Raw genomic sequence first — 21,163 nt, 5'->3', positions numbered from 1 at the left:
TGACTTTTGACTTTTGACTCCCCCTCCCCTCCAGAAATTCGGGATCGCGACGCTAAAAAATGAGCCATATTTCGGTATCATATAAAGCTGTCTTGTCTAGATGACACTCACGTTCTGCTGTTCACACCTTCGGAGATACCAGTATGGTGACCCTCAAGATCGTTGTTTATGTTGTTGTCCTCTTCTTCGTTAGCCTGTTTGTCTTCGGATTTCTGTCTAACGACCCCGCCCGGAACCCCAAACGGCGCGATTTGGAATAAACATCGGTTGTTTAAGTATGCCTTAGGCCGTCTGGGCGAGGCATATCTCGCCCGCACAGCCTCAACGCCGAAAAATATGCGTCTGGGCTGTCAATTCGCTTCATTATTATAAAAGATGCCCTACGCTGTTCCGCCACCCGAACCGCCTGCTATTATTAGCCATTTGTCAGCCGTCAGTAGCAAAGCGCCGATAAGTGACAATACACAACTGACAGACGATCGGTCTTTGTTATTGAGGAGTCAGTCGTCAGTCGTCGGTAGCAATGCGCCGATCGGTGACAATACACAACTGACAGACGATCGGTCTTTGTTATTGAGGAGTCAGTCGTCAGTCGTCGGTAGCAATGCGCCGATCGGTGACAACGCACAACTGATAAATGATTTGTTATGGGCAGTCAGTAGCGAAGTACTGACTGCTGACAAGCAAGAACTGACAGCTGCAACGCCAGTATTATCAACGGCAGGAGATCGAAACACCGCAGCAGCAAAAGAAGAACCTGCGCCCGATCCAACTGCCGAGACGGCGAAAAGCGCTGCCCTGTTGGGTTCGCCGTTGAGTGTGGTGATGCCTTCCGATGAGGTGGAAGAGTTCGCCACTACTGGCAATATCGTTCCAGAAGTAGCACAAAATCAGGAATGGGGTTCTCAGTCTCTGCCTGGGAAAGAGATGGCCCCAACAGACCTATCCTCCGATGTTGCGATTATTGATGAAATACTGATAGCGGGTGAATCGGAGAAATCTGCTGGCTTAGCGACGAAAGAAGGGGAATTATCGTATTTTACAGTGCGGGATACGGAATTAGTCCAGACGCCGAACCCTTCGAGATCGATCGAAATCGATCCGGAACCAGTATTTTCTCCCAATCCAGAAGCGGAAATCTTACCGACGGGGCATATTGGCACAAGCAGCGGCAATATTCGCAACAGACGCCAAAACCAAAGGCAACAATCGCAAAGAAGACAGTCTCAAGGTAGACAGCAGCAAGCGCCAGCTACGGGGACGCCTGTGAATATCCCTCCGACGGTGGGGGTGATCGAATTGTTTGCAGACCGCTTGGAGTACGATGCGGCGCGGCAAATTTTCACAGGGGTAGGTAATGTGGAGATGCGCTATCAGGGCGGGGTGCTGACTGCCGATCGCGTGCAAGGCAATTTGGTGAATCGGGTTGCTGTGGCTGAGGGTAGTGCGGCTTTTCGGCGCGGTCAGCAGAATCTGCGCGGCCAAAGGATTGTGTATAACTTTGTACAAGATAGCGGTAATATTCGTAACGGTAGCGGCGAGATCTTTTTGCCTACTTCTGGTACTGACTTGGCGTTTAATTTACCGAATACGGGTGTGGTTCCTCCTGTGGTGGCGGAACGACCGTTGAGCGATCGCCTGTTGGGAAGTCAAGCGCCGCAACAAGTTACCAGTGTGGGTGGAATTAATTTGGTATTCGGCGGCACCAGACCGGGTAGCGGTTTACCGAGTGCGGGAAGGGGTGGCGAAGTTAGGCGGATACGTTTTGAGGCGGAGAATATTGATTTTTATCCGAGAGGTTACAGGGCGAGAAATGTGCGGTTGACTAATGACCCGTTTTCGCCGCCGGAATTGGAAGTTCGGGCTGACCAAGCGATTGTGACGCAGGTGAGTCCGTTGCGGGATGAGGTGGCGCTGACTCGTCCTCGCTTGGTGTTCGATCAAGGTTTTGCTTTGCCGATTCCGCGATCGCGCTATGCGTTCGATCGCACTGAGAGCGAACCGCCGATCTTTCAAGTTGGCTATGATGAGCGAGAGCGGGGTGGGGTTTATATCTACAGGGGTTTTGAGGTCTACAGAAGCAGTAAGGTCAGATTTTCGGTCACGCCTCAGTTTTTTATTCAGCGGGCCATATCTGAGGGTTTTGGCAATCCTGCGGAATTGTTTGGCGTCAGGGCTAGATTCAGCGCTACGGTTGGCCCGCGTACTCTCGTGGGGTCTTCTGTAACGGTCAACAATTTCGGTTCCGAAGGAATTGCAGAGAAAATACGCGCAAATACGCGATTGGTACAGGTAATCGGCACTCGTTGGCCGCACCGATTAACGTTGGAATATAGTTTCCGCGATGAATTGTTCAATGGGTCTTTGGGATATCAAACTGTACAACAAGCGATCGGCGGTGTGCTGACTTCCCCCGTTTTTCCTTTGGCGAAAACAGGGGCTAATTTGACTTATCAAGTTGGGGCTCAGTATATTAATGCGGATACCGATCGTCTGGAATTGCTTGCACCTGTGCGGACAAATAACCGCACTAGCTTAGGTCGCTACCAAGCTAGCGTTTCTATCAATCGCGGTATCCGTTTGTGGCGAGGACAAGCTTTACCTGCAACTGCATCTCAGGGTTTGCGATATACGCCGGTTCCTGTTATTCCTTTTGTTTCTTTAGTTCCCAGTGTTACCAGTACTACCAGTTTGTATAGCAACGGTGAAACTCAAAGTACTTTTACGGGTAGCATTGTTTTGTTAGGACAATTCGGTCATTTTTCTAAGCCTGTTCTAGATTATACCGGGTTTAATCTCCGCTTGACACGGGTGTTAAGAAATGGTGAATCGCCTTTCTTTTTCGATCGCGTTGTTGATGAAAGAGTACTTTCTTTTGGTGTGACGCAGCAACTTTACGGCCCGTTTCGGATCGGTTTTCAAACTGCTATTAATTTGGATACTAATAAAAGTATCAGTACGGATTATTTTTTGGAATACAGCCGCCGCACTTACGGGATTACTTTGCGTTACAATCCAGATGTGCAGTTGGGTGCGATTCTGTTGCGGATTAGCGATTTCAATTGGAATAATGGTGGCCAACCTTTCGGCGGGACTGGGGTAAGATTTGTGGATTTTGGCGTTCTTCAAGATTACTAGCCGCAAGTGAAAGAATGAAGAATAGCGAGTTTAATTTTTAATTAAACCTCTTAATATGGTAACAGTTCAATTCAGACAGATAAATATTCCGCCAGGACAGCGAGTGCTGCTGCACGATGTCAGTTGGCAAGAATTTGAAGCAATTTTGGCAGAACTTGGAGAACATCGTGCCAATCGATTAGCTTACAGCCAAGGAATATTGGAGATTAGGATGCCATTGCCAGAACATGAGGTAGATAAAGAACTGATTGGTGACATGATAAAATTATTGTTAGAAGAATTGCAGATTGATTGCGAGTGTTTTGGTTCGACTACGTTCAAGCGAGAAAGCAAAAAAGTTGGGGTTGAACCAGACCAATGTTTTTATATTCAAAATCATGAAGTGATGAGGGGGAAAAGGCGCGTAGACTTGACGGTAGATCCGCCTCCCGATTTGGCGATCGAAATCGATGTTACTTCTAAAACACAGTTGGAAGCTTATGAAGTTTTACAAGTCACCGAACTGTGGCGATACGAAAATAATAAGTTACAAATTAATATACTGCAAGAAGGCAAATATATTGGCTCTCAAAGCAGTCCGATTTTCCCAGAATTACCGATTATTGAACTCATAACTGAGTTTGTCGCGCAAAGCGTTACTCTGGGCAGAAGTCCTACTTTGAGAGCATTTCGCGATCGCATTAGGCAATTAATTAGGAATTAGCTTCTCAACAGGAATGTCAGAACGCGACGGATATAAGTTTCCCACGATTCATTTGCGGGTGGGAAAATGAGCGTGTAAAGCATTATGCCGCTAATTGTATCGAAGACTAAATTTGGATCGATATCTGCCTGAATTTCACCTCGTTTTTTGGCACGTTCCAAAACAATGCTAAAGGCTTGTCTTCGGGGTTGAAGGTATTTTGTCCAGTATATCTCGGCAAAACGAGGGTGGTTTGATGCGGTGCTGACAATCGAGGCTACTGTTTGTCGCCCTAATGGATTTAATGTTATTTGGGCGGCGCTTTCGATGAGGGCGTCAATATCTTTCCAAAGGTTACCTGTTTCGGGTAATACTACGTCTTGTCTGAGGCTTTCGATCGCATCTGCAACGAGTTCTTCTTTGGAATTATACCACCGATAAATTGTGGTTTTACCTACGCCTGCGCGGGATGCGATCGCTCTTTACTAGATATTCGTCAAGAGTTCGCTCTTTTGCCACTGATTGAATGATATTATGTTTGTTGTGAGTTGCGATGAAGGACGGCAATAGTAAATAAACTAAAAGCGATCGCATTTTACTTTTTACTTGTTAAAAGCTTATGCAGTAATTGGAAAGCTTTTACTATTAGTTCTTCTAGCCACAACATCGCTAAATCAAGCCATTCTAGTATCTGTTCTAATGGGTGCTTTACATATCCGGCTGGCTTGGCTTTAATTTCGATCCAATCTGACTCGGAATTACGGGGAGAAGATGTGCGATCGCCCTCATTTGTGTTACGATTAGATGCAGCTAGCGATGTGTTAGTAGCAACGCTTTTTGCAGTTTTATTTTCCGTTGGCTTGCTTTTGGGGCGAGTATTTTTGCGACCCTCTTCTCTATCTGAATGACGATTTTCTGAATGGCGATTTTTCACAACTGATTTCGAGCGACCTGTTTCCGGTTCGGAGAGCAGGGTCGCTTTCATATATATATTATTGTTTTTTTCCATATCTTCTCCCTCCCCAAGGCCAGTCTCTTGGACGGGAGGGGGTTTTTTCCCAGCGCGTTGGGCTAATTTTTCTAGTGTTCGAGATCCGGAATTACCAAATAAGTCTGATTGCGTTAGCCAAGGATCTTCTTTATTTATATTCGCACTTAGCAAGCTGGATGTCAATATCTCAGATGCCGGTGATTTTGGCGATTCGCGGGGGAGAAGTTTAGACAAGTTGAATAGGGGTTGCTTGGATTGTGGCAGACTAGGAGCGATCGCGGGTAGATTTTCGAGCGTCTGTTCGGCAGCAGTAAGCGCGGGGATTGTTTGGGAAGGTAATTTGACGGTGCTGTTCGCGCCAAAAAAGTAGTCGATCGCAGCTTTAATTAAAGATTGAACTTTAAATTTGAGATGATGCGTTTCTGGATTGTCGATTGCAGAATTTTCTACTTCGATGACTGTAGCGTGAGCATCGACCCAGCGAGTTTTTACTACTTGGAGGAATTCGTGACTGCGATGCGCTAAAGATGCGGTTACTTCGGTCATCACCGCCAGGTTACCGGATTCCAATTCGGCGATCGTGTTGTCGAGACTATATATAAAGGATGGAACTATAATTTCTTCTGTTTCTGGGAGAGGAGTTTCCGTTAGCGTGGCGATGGGATCGGATGGGTTTTCTGTTTCTGACGATATCGCATTTTCGGATGTTGGCTTCGCGGCGACAACGGCTGACTTTTCAATTTTTTGTTGTAACTCTTGACTCTTGAGTTTTAATTCCTGGCTTTTGAGTTTCAACTGCACAGTCTTAGCTTCTAAATCGTGAAGCAAAGTTTCTTCTTGGAAGAGATTGACGAGAGTTGCCACCGGTCCCGTTTGCATCCAAGTCATGAATTGACGGAACAGACGAATTGGTGGGAAAAGATGGGGACGGTCTTCTAAAATTGGGAGATAATTTACGAGTGTGGCTTTCGCAGTTGATGCGATAAATTGCTGATGGTAGTAATCGGATAATTCAAAGGTAATTCGTTTGTGCAGTTCTTGTTGGTCTTCGGCTGTTAAAATTTCCCTAATTTCATTTTGGGGAGTAACGAGTACTAAGTTGCGCGTTTCGAGCAGGGAGGCAATGGCCTGGATTTCCCTTTCTTTTGCAAACTTGTCGCTAAAATCGATATTTTCTGCTGTGGCGACTGCTTCCCCCAATACATCTGGGGGTGGCGACAGGGAAATCGCTGTTTCCAGCACTCGTTGAATCGGGATATCGGCGGAGGGGAGATTTTTGGTTGTAGAATTGCTGTGATTGACGGCTTGTTTGAGTTGCTTGCCAGCCAGTCGCACTGCCTGAATTGTCAGGTATGCTGGGTAAAGGAGGATCTGGGCTGTCCACGTCGCGCCTACCTGGAGATGTCTGAGTGCGCGATCGCTTTGATCTTTCATCCGGCGATACTGCCGTGACAAGACGTTGAATAATCTGCTGCGATAGCGACCGGCTGGGGAAGGCATAATTTTTAGGGCGAAGGGCGGCTGGTGAAAATCCGACAGCTTTTTTATTGTACATTACGATCGGCTGTGAAATGTCGGGTTTGGATGTTTTTCCCGCAGATGAAGGCAGATGCACGCGGATGAACGCAGATGAGTTGTCAGTGCAATGTCTATTTTCGATATTTTTAGTGGAGACGATCGCAGATTTTTTGTCGGTGATATGTCAAATGTGGATGTTTTTACCGCAGATGAAGGCAGATGCACGCGGATGAACGCAGATGAGTTGTCGCTGCCATGTCGATTTTCGATATGTTTAGGGGAGACGATCGCAGATGAGTTGTCAGTGGAATGTCATTTTGGGATATGTTTAGCGCAGACGATCGCAGATTTTTTGTCGGTGATATGTCATTTTGGGATATGTTTAGCGCAGACGATCGCAGATTTTTTGTCGGTGATATGTCAAATGTGGATGTTTTTACCGCAGATGGATGCAGATAAACGCGGATGAACGCAGATGTTTTGTCGGTGCAATGTCGGGTTAGGATATGTTTGTTGCAGACGATCGCTTCGGAACGCAGTTGATTTTCGATATTTTTACCGCATATGGATGCAGATAAACGCGGATGAACGCAGATGTGTTGTTGGTGAAATGTCGGGTTAGGATATGTTTGTTGCAGACGATCGCTTCGGAACGCAGATGATTTGTCGGTGGGCATTGCCCACCCTACATATACTAGCCTGGAGGCTATAGTTAAAATGACAGCGCCAGTTCGAGATATCGAGTTATCAATAGAAAAGTTGCGTCGCCTCACTCAGGTGGATGTTCTATCGAATTGGCAATATGGTACTGTTGATTTGCCTTGGTCGAGTGTGCGATCGTCTGATGAATGGCAGAACTGGCCGTTTGTGAAACTGAATGAGAAAAGACAGATTGTTTGGGAAGGCGGACGCCAAGTTTTATGGCTGGTACAAAAGTTGGTGATTCCCGATAATTTGCAAGGTTATCCTTTGGAGGGATTGACTTTGCGACTGGCGTTAACTTGGTGGGCGGAAGATGTCGGGATTTTTGTTAACGATCGCTTAGTTCAGTCGGGAGATTTATTCGATTATTTCACGCGGGTGGTGTTGAGTGCATCTGCGATTCCAGGTGAGGAAATTTCGATCGCTTTGCGTTTGGTTAGTCCAAGTCACGATCGCGGTGCGTTGATGCGATCGCTTTGCGTTTACGAATCTGCCGATCGCGATCGGATCGAACCTGGTTTTGTCGCCGATGAGTTAGCGGTACATCTATATTATATAGAGAGTTTTGCACCGGAAAAATTAGATGTTCTCGAAACGGCTGTGGCGGAGATTGATTGGTCGATTTTGCCAGATCGAAAAAAGTTCGATCGCTGTCTTTCCACATTACGTCAAACTCTGCAATCCCAAATCCAAAATCCCAAATCCAAAATCTCTTTGTTGGGTCACGCGCATTTAGATATGGCGTGGTTATGGCCGGTGAGCGAAACTTGGATCGCAGCTCAACGCACGTTTGCATCAGTTCTAGAATTACAGCAAGATTTTCCGGAATTAATTTTCTGTCATTCTACGCCAGCTTTGTACGAATGGATCGAAAAACATCGCCCGGATTTATTTGCGGATATCCAAAAACAAGTTATCGCCGGACGTTGGGAAGTGGTCGGTGGAATGTGGGTGGAACCGGATTTGAATTTAATCGATGGTGAGTCGATCGTTCGTCAAATTCTCTACGGTCAGCGCTACGTTCGGGAAAAGTTCGATCGCTTCAGTGTCGTTGCCTGGGTACCTGATAGTTTTGGCTTTTGCGCGACTTTACCGCAATTTCTCAAACAAGGCGGAATTGAATATTTTGTGACGCAGAAGTTGGCGTGGAACGATACGACTAAATTTCCTTACGGTGTTTTCTGGTGGCAGTCGCCTGATGGCACGCAGATATTCAGTTTGATGTCTGCTTTAATTGGGGAAACGATCGATCCTATTAAAATGATGAAGTATGCGATCGATTGGCAAATCAAAACTGGTTTGCACGATGCTCTTTGGCTGCCTGGTGTCGGCGACCACGGCGGCGGGCCTACCCGCGATATGTTGGAAACTGCTAGGCGTTGGCAAAATTCTCCTTTCTTCCCGAATTTGGAATTTACAACTGCTGAGAATTATTTGTCTGCGATCGTCAACAACGAACAACTGAAAACTGACATTCCCGTTTGGTATGACGAATTATATCTAGAATTCCATCGCGGTTGCTACACGACTCACGCCCATCAAAAGCGTTCCCATCGTCGCTGCGAAGCTTTGCTCTACCAAGCGGAATTGTTTTCCTCTCTGGCTGCGATTGCTGTTGGGTTAGCTTACCCGAAAACGGAATTGGAAGATGCCTGGAAAAAAGTTCTGTTTAACCAATTTCACGATATTCTGCCCGGAACTTCGATCCCGGCAGTTTTCGCGGATGCGAATCGCGCTTGGGGGGAAGTGGAACAAGTCGGCGCGGAAATATGGCAAAATGCGATGAGTGCGATCGCTTCTCAAATCGCTCTCCCTTCTCCACCTTTTCCAGACGCTTTGCCACTGGTCGTTTTCAATTCCCTCAACTGGGAGCGATCGGCAGTCGTCTCCGTCCCTTTACACACCTCCTCAACGCTTTGGCAAGTTTTCGACTCGGAAAAACAACCCCTCTCGTCCCAGCTATCCCATGAAAAGACGCTGCTGTTTGTGGCAAATAATGTTCCGTCTATCGGGTATCGCGTCTTTTGGCTATGCCCTCAAAAGGCTGAAACACTTGCAAATTCGTTGCCGAAGGGGGAAATTTCGTTTATAGCCGATAGTATGGGCAATCCTAACACATCTATCTTACAACAAAATCGCCAACTTGTCCAAAAAGATAGTTTAGTCGGAAAAGATTGGATTTTAGAGAATGAATTACTGCGGGTAATTGTGGGGGGAGAAAGTGGTAACTTGATCGGCGTTTTCGATAAAATTAATTATAAAGAAATCCTCCAAGAAGCGGGAGGAAATCAACTGCAAGCGTTTCAAGATAGCGGACAATATTGGGATGCTTGGAATATCGACCCGAAATATCAAGAACATCCATTACCAGCAACTGTGCTGAAATCAATTGAGTGGATCGAAAGAGGAGAAGTGCGACAGCGATTGCGAGTAGTGAGCGAATGGGGTAAATCGGAAATTTGTCAAGATTACGTATTAGATGTAGGAGATGCCGTTCTCCAAATCGTCACCACCGCCAACTGGCAAGAAAATCACGTTTTGTTAAAAGCAGCCTTTCCGCTCAACTTAACTGCCGATAGCGTCACCTACGAAATTCCTTGCGGTGCGATCGCCAGAACAACTCGACCCGAAACAGAGCGAGAAAAAGCGAAATGGGAAGTAAGTGCATTGCGTTGGGCAGATTTGACCGAAAATATTTCAGATTTGCAATCGCAAATCGAACAACCCATGTACGGTGTCAGTTTGCTGAACGATTGCAAATACGGATATGACAGCCAGCCAAATCAATTGCGTTTAACGTTATTGCGAAGTCCGAGTTGGCCAGATCCAGAAGCCGATCGAGGTTATCATAAATTTACATATGCCCTTTATCCTCACAGCGGCGATTGGCGATCGGCTGGTACAGTGCGACGCGGGTACGAATTGAATTTACCATTGCAAGCGATACTACTGCGATCGGTAGGTGAAAAAGTAAATTCTCCCTTGCCAGCAGTCGGTCAATTGTTGAACTTATCAGCAGAAAATCTAATTTTAATCGCATTTAAACAATCCGAAGATCGTAGCGATCGATGGATTTTGCGGTGTTACGAATGCCACGGCGAAGCAGCAGAGTTGCAATTGCACAGCGATATCGGATTGGAAATTGTCAATCCTGTTGATTTACTAGAGCGACCCGTTGATGCACCCGAAATTTTATCCGATAATCAAACCTATAACATAGCGCCTTGGAAAATCGTCAGTTTTGAGTGTCTTTGCAATTTAAATCAAAGTTAGGTCACACAGTATAAAAAACTATCAAACCTATATGTTTTCATCTGTCTTGCAAAACTTCAAAAAGCTAAAATGAACCAAACGCAGATAACCCAGCGCGAAGCGACGACTTTGCCTGCCAACTCCACCCGCAATTCAACCTAAAAGCCTATATCAACAGATAGATGCAGTGATTTCAAAATATCAATATCATCGGCAAAACCAAAATAAATCATTTTTGTAAAAGTTGTAAGAGCTTGTCAAAAAACAAGTCAGACAGCATAAAATCGCCTGCGTACAAGTAATAATCAGCCAGATAGGAACCAAGCAGCCAAAAGGCAGAGAAAAGCGCGATCCCAACCTCACACCAAAGATAGTTACCGCTGACTTTGCACGCAGTTAATCTGAGGTATAAGAGATAGTTTTTTTGAGGATTTAATCATGGATAAAGAAACAAAGAAAAATATAGAATCTGCTGCGGATACATCTGAAAGAGTTGCAGGCGATCGGTACGATCCGCACCTCGTTCCTGCTGAAACAGCAGCACGCAGAGAACGGGAAGGCGATACTTTCAAAACAGTTCCCACATTAGAACGGGAAGAAGAATCGAGAACGAACGATCGAACAGAAGACGACAGCATTCGTACCACAGATGGCTACACAGTAGATAAAGAAGGTCTGCTCAATAACTACGCGATCGAACCGGAAATGTACATCAACGAACCCGGTGACTTAAGGGAAAGAGACGAACAGCTTGCAGCGGAACGCAGTCAAGAAATGAGCAACTTGAAGGAAGATGAGGAAGGGAAATTGACAATGGAACAGGATTCCCGTCCCAGAGGACAAGGAATGGTCTAAGATTAGGTTTCTTTTCTTTGCATAGGTTAGAGATTGGTAAGTCGCTTCTTCTCACCCCTTATGGGGGTGAGCTTTTTATTTATAAGTAGGCGATCGTCAATCAACATCAGCATAATTTGTAGGGTGAGCATTGCCCTCCCCCGTGATGTACCAGTCTGTTCGATACATTTAAAAATCACTTAATGCTTTTCTTTCTATTTCTTTGATAAATTCATCTTTGCCATCCATGTAGCTTTCAATATCCCGTGGATATTTGTTTGCCAATTCACGCTTTAATTCGCTATATTTTTGAGCATCTTCAGGATGAGCGATTATATAATCGCGAAATGCCAAATGTCGTTTTATTTCTGGCGAACCCACCTCATATATGTGAACGTTATGAGTTCTGATATCGGGTGAACTGTATTTGCGGAAGTAACGCCGACCGATCAGCCCAAATTCACCCATCGCCTCATAACCGAGGGCTACCATCGCGTCACTTTGCTCATCGACTTTGTTAATGTCTTTAACTTCGATTAAAAAATCAATAATCGGTTTGGCGTAAATCGATGGAATTGCCGTACTACCAATATGATGAATGGCAACAATATTTTCTGCCATTACTAATGCAATCTGTTTCGATTCTGACTCAAAGGCATATCGCCATGCCGGATCTTGGGGGACAACTTCTACTTTAATCGGTTTATTGAAGTGGCTTGAAGGCATAATTTTAATTTTTTTGCGATCGTGCGACAATTTACAGAGTTTATTGCCAAAACAAAAGAGCGATCGCATCTGCTAGAAATTGACTTACTCCCATTCGTGTAAGTACATACAACGCGATCGCCCTTTAACGTATTTGCTGGCTGCGCGATTAAGTTGGCTTTTCCAAGGGTTGTTTAGACTTTTTGGTATGATGAAAACGAATACCTAAAAACACGTCATAAAGAAAACTCCAAAAGTCTTTTCCTTGCAACAATCCCAGCCTAAGATGACAGCCTTTTTCCTCTAAAAGCGGTTGAGTAGCCCGATAAGCTGCCTGATAATTATACCAGGGAATCGAAGGCCACAAATGATGAATTAGGTGGTAATTTTGTCCGCAAATGAGGATATTGAGAATGGGGCTGGCATAGACCCTGGCATTTTTCCAGCGATCGCGCTCTTGAAAAGGTCGGTGAGGCAAATAATCAAAAAACAGTCCCAAAGCTAGCCCTACCACCAATGCCGGTGAAAACCAGAAATTGAGAATATATCCCAAAAAATGATATTGACAGGACAGATAAACAATTGAAAAAACAAACAACCGACTCAAAAACCATTCCAGCAGCTCGTACTTGCGCCAGAGACGGCGCTTGAAAAAATAGACCTCGTGATAAAAAAACCTTGCCGCAATTAACCAGAGTGGCCCACCGGTAGAAACAAAATGATCCGGATCGTTTTCCGGATCGTTAACGTGGGCGTGATGCTGCATATGCACCCGCGTAAACACGGGAAAGGCAAAACCCAACATCAACGCACTACCGTGTCCCAAAATGGCATTAACGACGCGATCGCGATGGGCTGCATGGTGAGAAGCGTCGTGAATCACAGTCCCCACCATATGCAAAGCCGTCACATTAATCAAAAAACAGCAGGGATCTGGCCAGTTCCACAGCCAGTAACCGCAAGTCGAGACAATCACCATAACTACGGCGGCTACAAACATAAGTAGCGTAGGATTAAAATCGCCGGGAGGAGCCAATAACTCCTTGGGTACTGTCAGCGGCTTCTGTGCCTCCGACATCAGTATCTTTACTCCAGTTAACTTCCATCGCGTAGTATACGATACGAAGCCTAGAATAATAAAGTTTTGTTTAGTTAGGGGAGAGGGGAGAGGGGAAAAGAGAGAAGGCGTCGGGGCTAGAGGCTAGTGTATATTCTTCGTTAGTGTTTAGTCTCAAAACTAGCTCCTAGTGCAGCACGGCAGAAGTAACCCACCAGATCGGAAGTAGTTGAATGCCTTACGCTCAAAGCACTTTTGACTTTTGAATGATTGACTTCCACGTAGCAACACTAGCCCTTAGTCCCCAGTCCCTCAGATCGACCATGCAACTGCGAAATACTTTGCGTCGGACAAAAATAGTCGCCACCATTGGCCCAGCCTGCCGTAGCCCAGAAGTTCTGAAAGCTATTATTGAAGCTGGTGCAACTACACTGCGGCTCAACTTTTCACACGGAACGCACGAAGAACACCAGCGCAATATTCGTCTCATCCGGCAGACTTCCTTCGAGCTGAATCAGCCGGTGGGGATATTGCAAGACCTACAAGGGCCGAAAATAAGATTGGGGCAATTTGAAAATGGTTCGATCGCACTCAAAAAAGGCGATCGCTTCACTTTGACCAACCGCCCGATCGCAGGTACTCAGGAAATCAGTTCCGTTACCTACGATAACTTAGCCGCCGAAGTTCCAGAAGGAGCGACCATTCTGTTAGACGACGGTCGCGTGGAAATGGTAGTGGAAAAAGTAGACCGCAGTTCGGAAGAATTGCACTGTCGCGTTGTTGTCGGCGGTGTGCTTTCCAACAGCAAAGGCGTCAATTTCCCAGGAGTTTACCTCTCCATCAAAGCCCTGACCGACAAAGACCGCAAAGACCTGATGTTCGGTCTCGACCAAGGTGTAGACTGGGTAGCGCTGAGCTTTGTCCGCAATCCCCAAGACGTATTGGAGATTAAAGAATTGATCTCCACAGCCGGTAAGCGCGTACCGGTGATTGCCAAAATCGAAAAGCACGAAGCGATCGAACAAATGGCAGAAATTCTCCCCTTGTGCGATGGCGTCATGATTGCCAGGGGAGATTTAGGCGTAGAACTACCCGCTGAAGACGTACCCATCCTGCAAAAGCGACTGATTACCTTAGCCAACGAGTTGGGAATTCCCATCATCACCGCCACCCAAATGCTGGATAGCATGGCGAACAACCCCCGGCCCACCCGTGCCGAAATTTCCGATGTTGCCAATGCTATTTTGGATGGCACAGATGCAGTGATGCTATCCAACGAAACGGCAGTGGGTAAATACCCAGTCGAAGCAGTCGCTACAATGGCTCGTATTGCCATTAGAATCGAGCAGGAACAGTCCCAACAAGTAACGACTCATTCCGGTACAAGCAACGGTCGCTCAGTCCCTAACGCCATCAGCCAAGCCGTCGGCCAAATTTCCGAACAACTGGGGGCGGCTGCGATTATGAGCTTGACGAAAACTGGTGCCACAGCTCGAAATGTGTCCAAATTTCGACCCAGAACGCCGATTATTGCCGTTACTCCTCACGTTGACGTGGCGCGGCAGTTGCAACTGGTGTGGGGCGTCAAACCTCTGCTGATGCTGGAGTTAGCATCTACCAGTCAAACCTTCCAAGCAGCCCTCAACGTTGCCCAAGAAAGGGGTCTGCTTACTCAGGGAGATTTGGTGGTGATGACTGCGGGTACTCTCCAAGGTGTTTCCGGTTCGACAGATTTGATTAAAGTTGAAGTGGTCACTACCGTACTGGGTAAAGGAACTGCGATCGGATCGGGTTCTGTCAGCGGTCGGGCGCGGGTCGCTAACAATGCCGTAGATGTCGGTAATTTCAGTTATGGGGAAATTTTGGTCGCACCCCGTACCACTGCCGATTTTGTCGATGCCATCCGCAAAGCAGCAGGAGTCATTACCGAGGACGAAAGTTTAACCAGTCACGCTGCTGTTATTGGTTTGCGCCTGGGTGTCCCAGTCATTGTCGGTGTGAAGAATGCCACTCAAAATATTCGCGATGGCGCAATTCTTACCCTGGATATGCAGCGGGGTTTGGTTTACTCCGGTGCGGCTGTTGTCGCTCAAACAGATACAGCTGTGGTGATGTAGGAGAACCTACCCCCCTAACCCCCCTCCCTACAAGGGAAGGGGGAAAAATTATACAATAACGATGCCACTGCAAAAGGATATCAATCTTTTTCTCAATCTTCCCCTCTATTAAAATATACAAATTATATGTGCGATAGCTTATTAGTGCTGTAAAACATGATAATCTTTATGCTGGGACAGTTAGATTTGCGAGCGTAGCAACAGTTTCATCTGAGTTGAATGTGTAAAACCATTCACGAGGGATTTTTGTTTGATTCAAAATACTAACATTCCGACTCAAATCGTCAATAGTAAATGTTCCTACATAGGTGACAGTTTTTGTTTCTAATGGGTTGATAATATCGTTTTCGCCAATATATCGTCCGGAAATCAAAACGCAGGTAACTTCAACTCAGCAATTATTAGATGGAGAATTTACCTACGAAAATCTCCAAAAAGCAATCAATTCAGTTCCGTTCCCGGTAGTGCATATTGCCTCTCACGGTCAATTTAGTTCCATAGCTGAAAACACATTTATTCTGACTTGTAATAATAAGGTTAACGTCAAAGAGTTAGATAACTTATTACGTCGCCGAGAACAAGAGGAAGATACTCCGATTGAATTGCTCGTTTTCAGTGCTTGCGAAACCGCAGCCGGAGACGATCGCGCTGCGTTGGGATTAGCGGGAGTGGCAATGAGAGCGGGCGCACGCAGCACTGTGGCAACTTTGTGGCAAGTTAACGATGAATCTACAGCCGTTTTGATGACTGAATTTTATCGCGAGTTAGCTAAACCGGGAATTACAAAAGCCGAGGCACTTAGACTGGCTCAACGAACTCTTTTGCACGATAATCGATACAAATTTCCCTATTATTGGGCACCCTATGTTTTAGTAGGAAATTGGCGTTAACGCATCCGTTTGCAGACGAAGCAGATATGCTCTGCAAATGGGGAGCCCCGTACTTAAGGTGATTATTTTAACTAATATATTAGTAGGTTGGGTTGAGCTAAACCAAACCCAACCTACTAATTTCTTTTGACTTTTGACTTTTAACTTTTGACTTCCTGACGCCCTAAAAAGGATGAAAATACATCAATACGATATGGGATACGGCATAGGAGTATTAGCAGCAGCACTAGCGCTGATGCTTCTGTGGCCGGGATTGTGGAAAAATCTCTTAGTGGCGAACGGTTTTCTTCCACATGGGCATTGTTATTTGTGGAAACCTTCGCTCGTATGGCTTCATATTATTTCTGATACGCTGATCGGATTGGCTTATGTGGCGATATCGGGCACACTAGCTTATTTAGTTTATAAATCGCGTCAAGATATACCTTTTCACTGGATGTTTCTCTTGTTTGGCACGTTCATCGTTGCCTGTGGCAGTACGCACTTTATGGAAGTGTGGACGCTATGGACGCCGACGTATTGGCTAGCGGGAGAATTGAAATTAGTCACGGCAGTTGCTTCGGTGACGACAGCTGTAATACTGCCGTCGTTGGTGCCACAGGTGCTGGGATTGGTTGAAGATGCTAAAATTTCCCAAGAGCGCAAACTGAAACTGGAAGCTGCCAACCAAGAACTGGAGGAGTTGGCGCACAAGCTGAAAGAACTCGATCGCCTCAAAACCCAGTTCTTCGCTAACGTCAGTCACGAACTGCGGACACCGTTAGCACTGATCTTAGGGCCAACAGAGAAATTGTTGGCTTCAGATGAACTCACACAAGAACAGCACGATAACCTAAAAGTTGTGCGACGCAACGCCCAAACTCTCCTCAAGCACGTCAACAATTTGCTGGATGTTTCCAAGCTAGAAGCGGGCAAAATGAGCGTTAACTACGCTCAAGTCGATTTGGCCCACTTGGTAAAACTCACTGCCGCTCACTTTGATACCCTAGCTCAGGAATGTCACATTTCATTTTCGATCGATACGCCTGAGTCTGTCCCCGCACAAGTGGATGCTGAGAAGTTGCAGCGCATCTGTTTCAACCTGCTTTCCAATGCTTTCAAGTTTACCCCTAATAGTGGCAGTATCAAATGCAGAGTGGAAGTCTGCTGGGGAAGAGTAGAAGAAAAAGTCAAAAGTCAAAAGTCAAAAGTCAAAATAAATACTCCCCCACTCCCCCACTCCCCCACTCCCCCACTCCTCTTTGTGCCTATTTCTGCCAGGATTACTGTAGAGGATAGCGGTGTTGGTGTGCCACTCGAATTGCGGGAAGTGATTTTCGAGCCATTTCGGCAAGGAGAACCAGAAATTGCTCGCAAATTTGGCGGTACTGGATTGGGATTGGCAATTGTCAAAGAATTTGTTGATTTACATGGTGGTAAGATCGCAGTTGATGAAGCAGTTTTAGGTGGAGCGAGATTTAGTGTAGAATTGCCGTTACTCGCACCAGCAGATGTGGAGGTAGCAAGTGCGATCGCACTTTCTTCAGACAATATTAACAGCGAACTTGCGAGCGTTATGCTGGCAGAACTGCGATCGCCGGAAATTAATGTAGTTAAGGATTATTTAACAGCTCCCAGTACTCAACCACGAGTACTTGTAGTCGAAGACAATCCTGAAATGAATCGGTTTATTGCCGACACGCTGGCATCTGACTATAACATCGTCACAGCTTTGAATGGGCAAGAAGGATTGGAACTGGCACTTAAGTTGCATCCCGACGCTATCCTCAGCGATGTGATGATGCCCCAAATGACTGGCGATCGAATGGTACGCCAGATTCGCTTGCATAGGGAATTGAATGCGGTGCCAATTGTGCTGCTGACTGCCAAAGCAGACGATGACTTGCGCGTGCAGATGTTGCGAGAAGGGGTACAAGACTACTTAATGAAACCTTTCTCATCTGAAGAATTGAAGGCGCGGGTGGCGAATCAAATTGCCATGAAGCGCGCGAAAGAAATACTTCAGCAGGAATTAGGTTCTGCTACGGAAAATTTGGCACTTTTAGCAGAAGAAGTGCGAATTCGCCAACGCGAACTGCAAACAACCCTAGCAGCTTTGCAAGAATCCGAAGAGCGTTTTCGGCAACTGGCAGAACACATTCGCGAAATTTTCTGGTTGTTCGAGCCGAAAAACTCAAAAATACTCTACATCAGTCCCCGTTACGAACAAATATCGGGTCTTAGCTGCCAGAGTTTGTCCGAACAGCCGACCTCTTTTTTCGATATTGTTTACCACGAGGACAAGCAACAGGTGTTGCTTGCCTTTGAAAAGCAACTTCGAGGAGAACACTTAGAAGTAGAATATCGGATCGTTCAACCGAATGGCTCGATTCGTTGGATATGGGCTCGTGCTTTTCCCATCGAAAACGAATTGGGAGAAGTATATCGCATTGCGGGAATTGCGGAAGATATGACCGATCGCAAACAAGCTGAAATAGTTCTGCAAAACTTCGCTTCCGAATTGGAAATTGCGATCGCCCAACGCACTGACGAACTGGCTTTTTCCAATTGGCTGCTGCAAGAAAAAATCGGGGAACTAGAGGCGGAAAAGGAAGCTTTGCGAAGAAGTGAAGAAAGATTCCGCAGTTACTTTGAACTGCCTTTAATCGGTATTGCGATTACCTCACCGGAAAAAGGCTGGTTGCAGGTAAACGACAAATTGTGCGATATCTTTGGCTATTCGCGACAAGAACTCAGCCAGATGACTTGGGTTGAGATTACCCATGCGGATGATTTGGCTGCCGATATCGATAATTTCAATCAAATTTTGGCTGGCGAAAGGGAAAGCTATGCGATCGACAAGCGGTTTATCCGCAAAGATGGAGAAGTTATTTATGCCGACATCGCCACCCAATGCGTGCGTCGCGCTGACGGGTCTATTGATTATTTTGTCTTGTTGGTTCAGGATACCACCGATCGGGTGCGGGCGCTATTGAAGTTGCGCTTGCTGGAATCGGTTGTAGTTAACGCCAATGATGCGATCGTAATTACGGAAGCTGAGCCGATTGAGGAGCCGGGGCCGCACATTCTCTACGTTAACGCTGCTTTTACCCGTATGACCGGCTACACTCTACAGGAAGTGGTGGGTAAAACACCTCGGATTTTGCAGGGGCCTCAGAGCGATCGAGCTACTCTCAATCAACTTCGGGAAACCATACAAAATTGGCAACCAGGGGTATTTGAACTAATTAATTACCGCAAAGATGGCTCCCAGTTCTGGGTAGAACTGAGCCTCGTACCGGTAGCTGACGAAACGGGGTGGTATACGCACTGGATCGCCATAGAGCGCGATATTACGCAACGCAAGCTCTCAGAAGAGGCACTGTACCGTCGCGAGCGGGAATTCAAAACATTAGTTGAAAATTCGCCAGATATCGTTCTTCGCTGCGACAGGGAAATGCGTTACCTGTATGTCAATCCGGTGGTGGAAACGTTGACGGGAACGCCAACCGAAAATTTCATCGGTAAGAATTTCCGAGAACTCAGTTCTCCAGAGGAGTTATGCCAGCTGTGGGAGACGACCCTGACGAAAGTATTTGAAAGCGGTGTTGAACAAACGATTCAATTTGTCTGTCCTACTTCAATTGGAATGCGTATCTATCAATCTCGTGTCGTTCCAGAGCCAAACAAAAAAGGTGCGATCGAATCAGCGCTGGCTGTGATCCGCGATATTACGGAACTCAAAGAAGCGGAGGAAGAACGCGCTCAGAGAATTCGCGAACAGGAGGCGCGTGTTTTGGCAGAGGCGCAGCAACGACGATTTGCTTTTCTGGCAGAGGCTAGCATGGTGCTGGCTTCTTCTTTTGATTACGAAACTACACTCGCTCAAGTGGCTCGCCTTGCACTGCCTTATCTGGCTGATTGGTGTATTTTCTATATTGTGGGAGAAGAAGGTCAGATCTTGAGGCTGGCAAGCGCTCATTCAGATCCGCGTCAGGAAGAACTGTTGCTGCAACTGCAAACTTATGATGAGCTTGACGCAGCTAATTCAAAATCCTGTCTTGGAAAGGTCGGCATCGTGACGGGAAGCGGAGCCATTCCGATCTTGGGGTCTCCCCAAGTAGAGGATATGGCGTCCAAGACGCCGACTTTCCGCAAAATCCAAAATCTAAAATCGGGCGACCTGAATCTAGAGCATCCAGTGTTGGAAGTGTTACGCACTCTTAAGCCAGCGTTCTATCCGGAACTTGCCGACGATCGGATCGCGCAGTGCGCCTCTAATGCCGAAGATTGTAAGCTTTTGGAAGCATTAAAACCTCAGTCTGTTATTGTCGTACCGCTAGTTACCCAAGGAAGGATTTTAGGTGCTTTAGAATTTGTTTATGCAGAGTCGGGACGCCGCTACTGTTGGGAAGAATTGGCTTTGGCAGAGGAGTTGGCTACCCGCGCTGCCTTAGCAATAGACAATAGCAGAACACACCGCGAAGCTCAAGAAGCCAACCGCCTGAAAGATGAATTTCTGGCGATACTCTCTCACGAACTGCGAACGCCGCTACACGCTATTTTGGGTTGGGTGAATTTGTTGCGGACGCGGAAAGTTGATGCGATTATGACCGATCGAGCGCTGGAAACGATCGAGCGCAATGCTCGTTTGCAAACGCAAATGGTTTCGGATTTATTGGATGTTTCGCGCATTATTCGCGGCAAACTGGAACTGAATCTCTCTCCCATCGATCCAATTCCTGTGCTTGTGGCGGCTCTGGATACGGTACGTCCGACAGCTGAGCGTCAGGGTGTGGAGTTAAAGTGTGTTTTTAACGCTGTAGGAGAAGTTGCGGCTGATGCCGATCGCTTGCAGCAAATTGCGTGGAATTTGCTGTCTAATGCGATTAAGTTTACGCCCAAAGGCGGGGTGGTGGAAATTAAACTGGAAAAATTACAGATGGCAGATTTGAAATTGCAAAATGAAACTCAAAATCCTACTTTCAATTCGCAATCTGAAATTTCCTATGCCCAAATTACTGTAACCGATACGGGTAAAGGGATTAGTCCTGGCTTTTTACCTTACGTGTTCGATCGCTTTCGGCAAGAAAGCAATCTTCACCAGGGCGATGTCCACAGCAGTCTGACGCGATCGCAAGTGGGACTTGGTTTGGGTTTGGCGATCGTGCGTCATCTAGTGGAACTGCATGGCGGTACTGTCAGCGCCTACAGTGCCGGCGAGGGTAAGGGAGCGACGTTTACTGTGAAACTGCCTCTGGTTGAAGGGGCTAGGGGCTAGGGGCTAGGGGCTAGGGC

Annotated in this window: 14 protein-coding genes and 1 pseudogene; 9 read left to right on the top strand and 6 right to left on the bottom strand. The window is 46.4% G+C overall.

Going from position 1 to position 21,163, the window contains the following annotated elements; genetic code table 11:
• The first annotated feature begins 143 nt into the window (after positions 1-143).
• The 3 genes from H6G03_RS32370 to H6G03_RS32360 all read left to right on the top strand — a co-directional run bounded on the left by H6G03_RS32370 (position 144) and on the right by H6G03_RS32360 (position 3,841).
• Entirely contained in the window at positions 144-260 is a 117-nt protein-coding gene (locus H6G03_RS32370) for a photosystem II reaction center protein I (RefSeq protein WP_190474156.1), read from the top strand.
• Positions 261-375: 115 nt separating this feature from the next.
• A complete protein-coding gene (locus H6G03_RS32365; protein WP_190474154.1) occupies positions 376-3,138 on the top strand; it encodes a DUF3769 domain-containing protein in 2,763 nt (920 codons plus the stop codon).
• Positions 3,139-3,193: 55 nt separating this feature from the next.
• Complete coding sequence (locus H6G03_RS32360) at positions 3,194-3,841, top strand: Uma2 family endonuclease (protein ID WP_190474153.1); 648 nt, start codon at positions 3,194-3,196, stop codon at positions 3,839-3,841.
• Here the strand turns inward: H6G03_RS32360 and H6G03_RS32355 are convergent.
• The 3 genes and pseudogenes from H6G03_RS32355 to H6G03_RS32345 form a co-directional block, all read right to left on the bottom strand.
• Positions 3,838-4,299 (bottom strand): annotated as a pseudogene (locus tag H6G03_RS32355) (TetR/AcrR family transcriptional regulator C-terminal ligand-binding domain-containing protein); the annotation flags it as partial. The gene H6G03_RS32360 and the pseudogene H6G03_RS32355 sit on opposite strands and share 4 nt — an antisense overlap.
• Complete coding sequence (locus tag H6G03_RS32350) at positions 4,271-4,414, bottom strand: hypothetical protein (protein ID WP_190474151.1); 144 nt, start codon at positions 4,412-4,414, stop codon at positions 4,271-4,273. The gene H6G03_RS32350 and the pseudogene H6G03_RS32355, both read right to left, overlap by 29 nt.
• A 1-nt stretch (position 4,415) precedes the next feature.
• Positions 4,416-6,311, bottom strand: a complete 1,896-nt coding sequence (locus H6G03_RS32345; protein WP_190474149.1) for a hypothetical protein — start codon at positions 6,309-6,311, stop codon at positions 4,416-4,418.
• Positions 6,312-6,358: 47 nt separating this feature from the next.
• Here H6G03_RS32345 and H6G03_RS32340 point away from each other — a divergent pair, with 47 nt between their 5' ends.
• Positions 6,359-6,562, top strand: coding sequence for a hypothetical protein (locus tag H6G03_RS32340; RefSeq protein WP_190474146.1), 204 nt, complete (start codon positions 6,359-6,361; stop codon positions 6,560-6,562).
• On the opposite strand, the gene H6G03_RS32335 is transcribed toward H6G03_RS32340, so the two are convergent.
• Positions 6,530-7,006, bottom strand: coding sequence for a hypothetical protein (locus tag H6G03_RS32335; protein WP_190474144.1), 477 nt, complete (start codon positions 7,004-7,006; stop codon positions 6,530-6,532). The two genes, H6G03_RS32340 and H6G03_RS32335, sit on opposite strands and share 33 nt — an antisense overlap.
• 40 nt (positions 7,007-7,046) lie before the next feature.
• Between H6G03_RS32335 and H6G03_RS32330 the strand changes: the two genes are divergently transcribed.
• On the top strand, positions 7,047-10,304 hold the full coding sequence (locus H6G03_RS32330) for an alpha-mannosidase (protein WP_190474142.1): 3,258 nt from the start codon (positions 7,047-7,049) through the stop codon (positions 10,302-10,304).
• Between the two features lie 417 nt (positions 10,305-10,721).
• On the top strand, positions 10,722-11,138 hold the full coding sequence (locus H6G03_RS32325; RefSeq protein WP_190474140.1) for a hypothetical protein: 417 nt from the start codon (positions 10,722-10,724) through the stop codon (positions 11,136-11,138).
• 168 nt (positions 11,139-11,306) lie between these two features.
• Here the strand turns inward: H6G03_RS32325 and H6G03_RS32320 are convergent, their stop codons facing one another.
• Both H6G03_RS32320 and crtR read right to left on the bottom strand, forming a co-directional pair.
• Entirely contained in the window at positions 11,307-11,843 is a 537-nt protein-coding gene (locus tag H6G03_RS32320; RefSeq protein ID WP_190474138.1) for a GrpB family protein, read from the bottom strand.
• A 148-nt stretch (positions 11,844-11,991) separates the two neighbouring features.
• On the bottom strand, positions 11,992-12,900 hold the full coding sequence (gene crtR / locus H6G03_RS32315) for a beta-carotene hydroxylase (RefSeq protein WP_190474136.1): 909 nt from the start codon (positions 12,898-12,900) through the stop codon (positions 11,992-11,994).
• Positions 12,901-13,202: 302 nt separating this feature from the next.
• On the opposite strand from crtR, the gene pyk reads away from it, so the two are divergent.
• From pyk to H6G03_RS32300, 3 genes are all read left to right on the top strand, one after another.
• Entirely contained in the window at positions 13,203-14,996 is a 1,794-nt protein-coding gene (gene pyk, locus H6G03_RS32310) for a pyruvate kinase (protein WP_190474158.1), read from the top strand.
• 308 nt (positions 14,997-15,304) lie between these two features.
• Positions 15,305-15,886: a CHAT domain-containing protein gene (locus tag H6G03_RS32305; protein WP_190474134.1), complete on the top strand. Its 582-nt coding sequence runs from the start codon at positions 15,305-15,307 to the stop codon at positions 15,884-15,886.
• A 172-nt stretch (positions 15,887-16,058) separates the two neighbouring features.
• On the top strand, positions 16,059-21,146 hold the full coding sequence (locus H6G03_RS32300) for a PAS domain S-box protein (protein WP_190474132.1): 5,088 nt from the start codon (positions 16,059-16,061) through the stop codon (positions 21,144-21,146).
• The last annotated feature ends 17 nt before the right edge of the window (positions 21,147-21,163 follow it).

The sequence above is a fragment of the Aerosakkonema funiforme FACHB-1375 genome (assembly GCF_014696265.1).
Taxonomy (GTDB): domain Bacteria; phylum Cyanobacteriota; class Cyanobacteriia; order Cyanobacteriales; family Aerosakkonemataceae; genus Aerosakkonema; species Aerosakkonema funiforme_A.
This window is presented reverse-complemented; position numbering and strand designations above follow the sequence as displayed.

Excerpts from the sequence above, each read along its gene's own strand:
- H6G03_RS32365 (WP_190474154.1), top strand. The coding sequence starts at position 376 with ATGCCCTACGCTGTTCCGCCACCCGAACCGCCTGCTATTATTAGCCAT.
- H6G03_RS32345 (WP_190474149.1), bottom strand. The coding sequence starts at position 6,311 with ATGCCTTCCCCAGCCGGTCGCTATCGCAGCAGATTATTCAACGTCTTG.
- H6G03_RS32350 (WP_190474151.1), bottom strand. The coding sequence starts at position 4,414 with ATGCGATCGCTTTTAGTTTATTTACTATTGCCGTCCTTCATCGCAACT.
- crtR (WP_190474136.1), bottom strand. The coding sequence starts at position 12,900 with ATGTCGGAGGCACAGAAGCCGCTGACAGTACCCAAGGAGTTATTGGCT.
- H6G03_RS32360 (WP_190474153.1), top strand. The coding sequence starts at position 3,194 with ATGGTAACAGTTCAATTCAGACAGATAAATATTCCGCCAGGACAGCGA.
- H6G03_RS32335 (WP_190474144.1), bottom strand. The coding sequence starts at position 7,006 with ATGCCCACCGACAAATCATCTGCGTTCCGAAGCGATCGTCTGCAACAA.
- H6G03_RS32300 (WP_190474132.1), top strand. The coding sequence starts at position 16,059 with ATGAAAATACATCAATACGATATGGGATACGGCATAGGAGTATTAGCA.
- H6G03_RS32330 (WP_190474142.1), top strand. The coding sequence starts at position 7,047 with ATGACAGCGCCAGTTCGAGATATCGAGTTATCAATAGAAAAGTTGCGT.
- pyk (WP_190474158.1), top strand. The coding sequence starts at position 13,203 with ATGCAACTGCGAAATACTTTGCGTCGGACAAAAATAGTCGCCACCATT.
- H6G03_RS32370 (WP_190474156.1), top strand. The coding sequence starts at position 144 with ATGGTGACCCTCAAGATCGTTGTTTATGTTGTTGTCCTCTTCTTCGTT.
- H6G03_RS32325 (WP_190474140.1), top strand. The coding sequence starts at position 10,722 with ATGGATAAAGAAACAAAGAAAAATATAGAATCTGCTGCGGATACATCT.
- H6G03_RS32320 (WP_190474138.1), bottom strand. The coding sequence starts at position 11,843 with ATGCCTTCAAGCCACTTCAATAAACCGATTAAAGTAGAAGTTGTCCCC.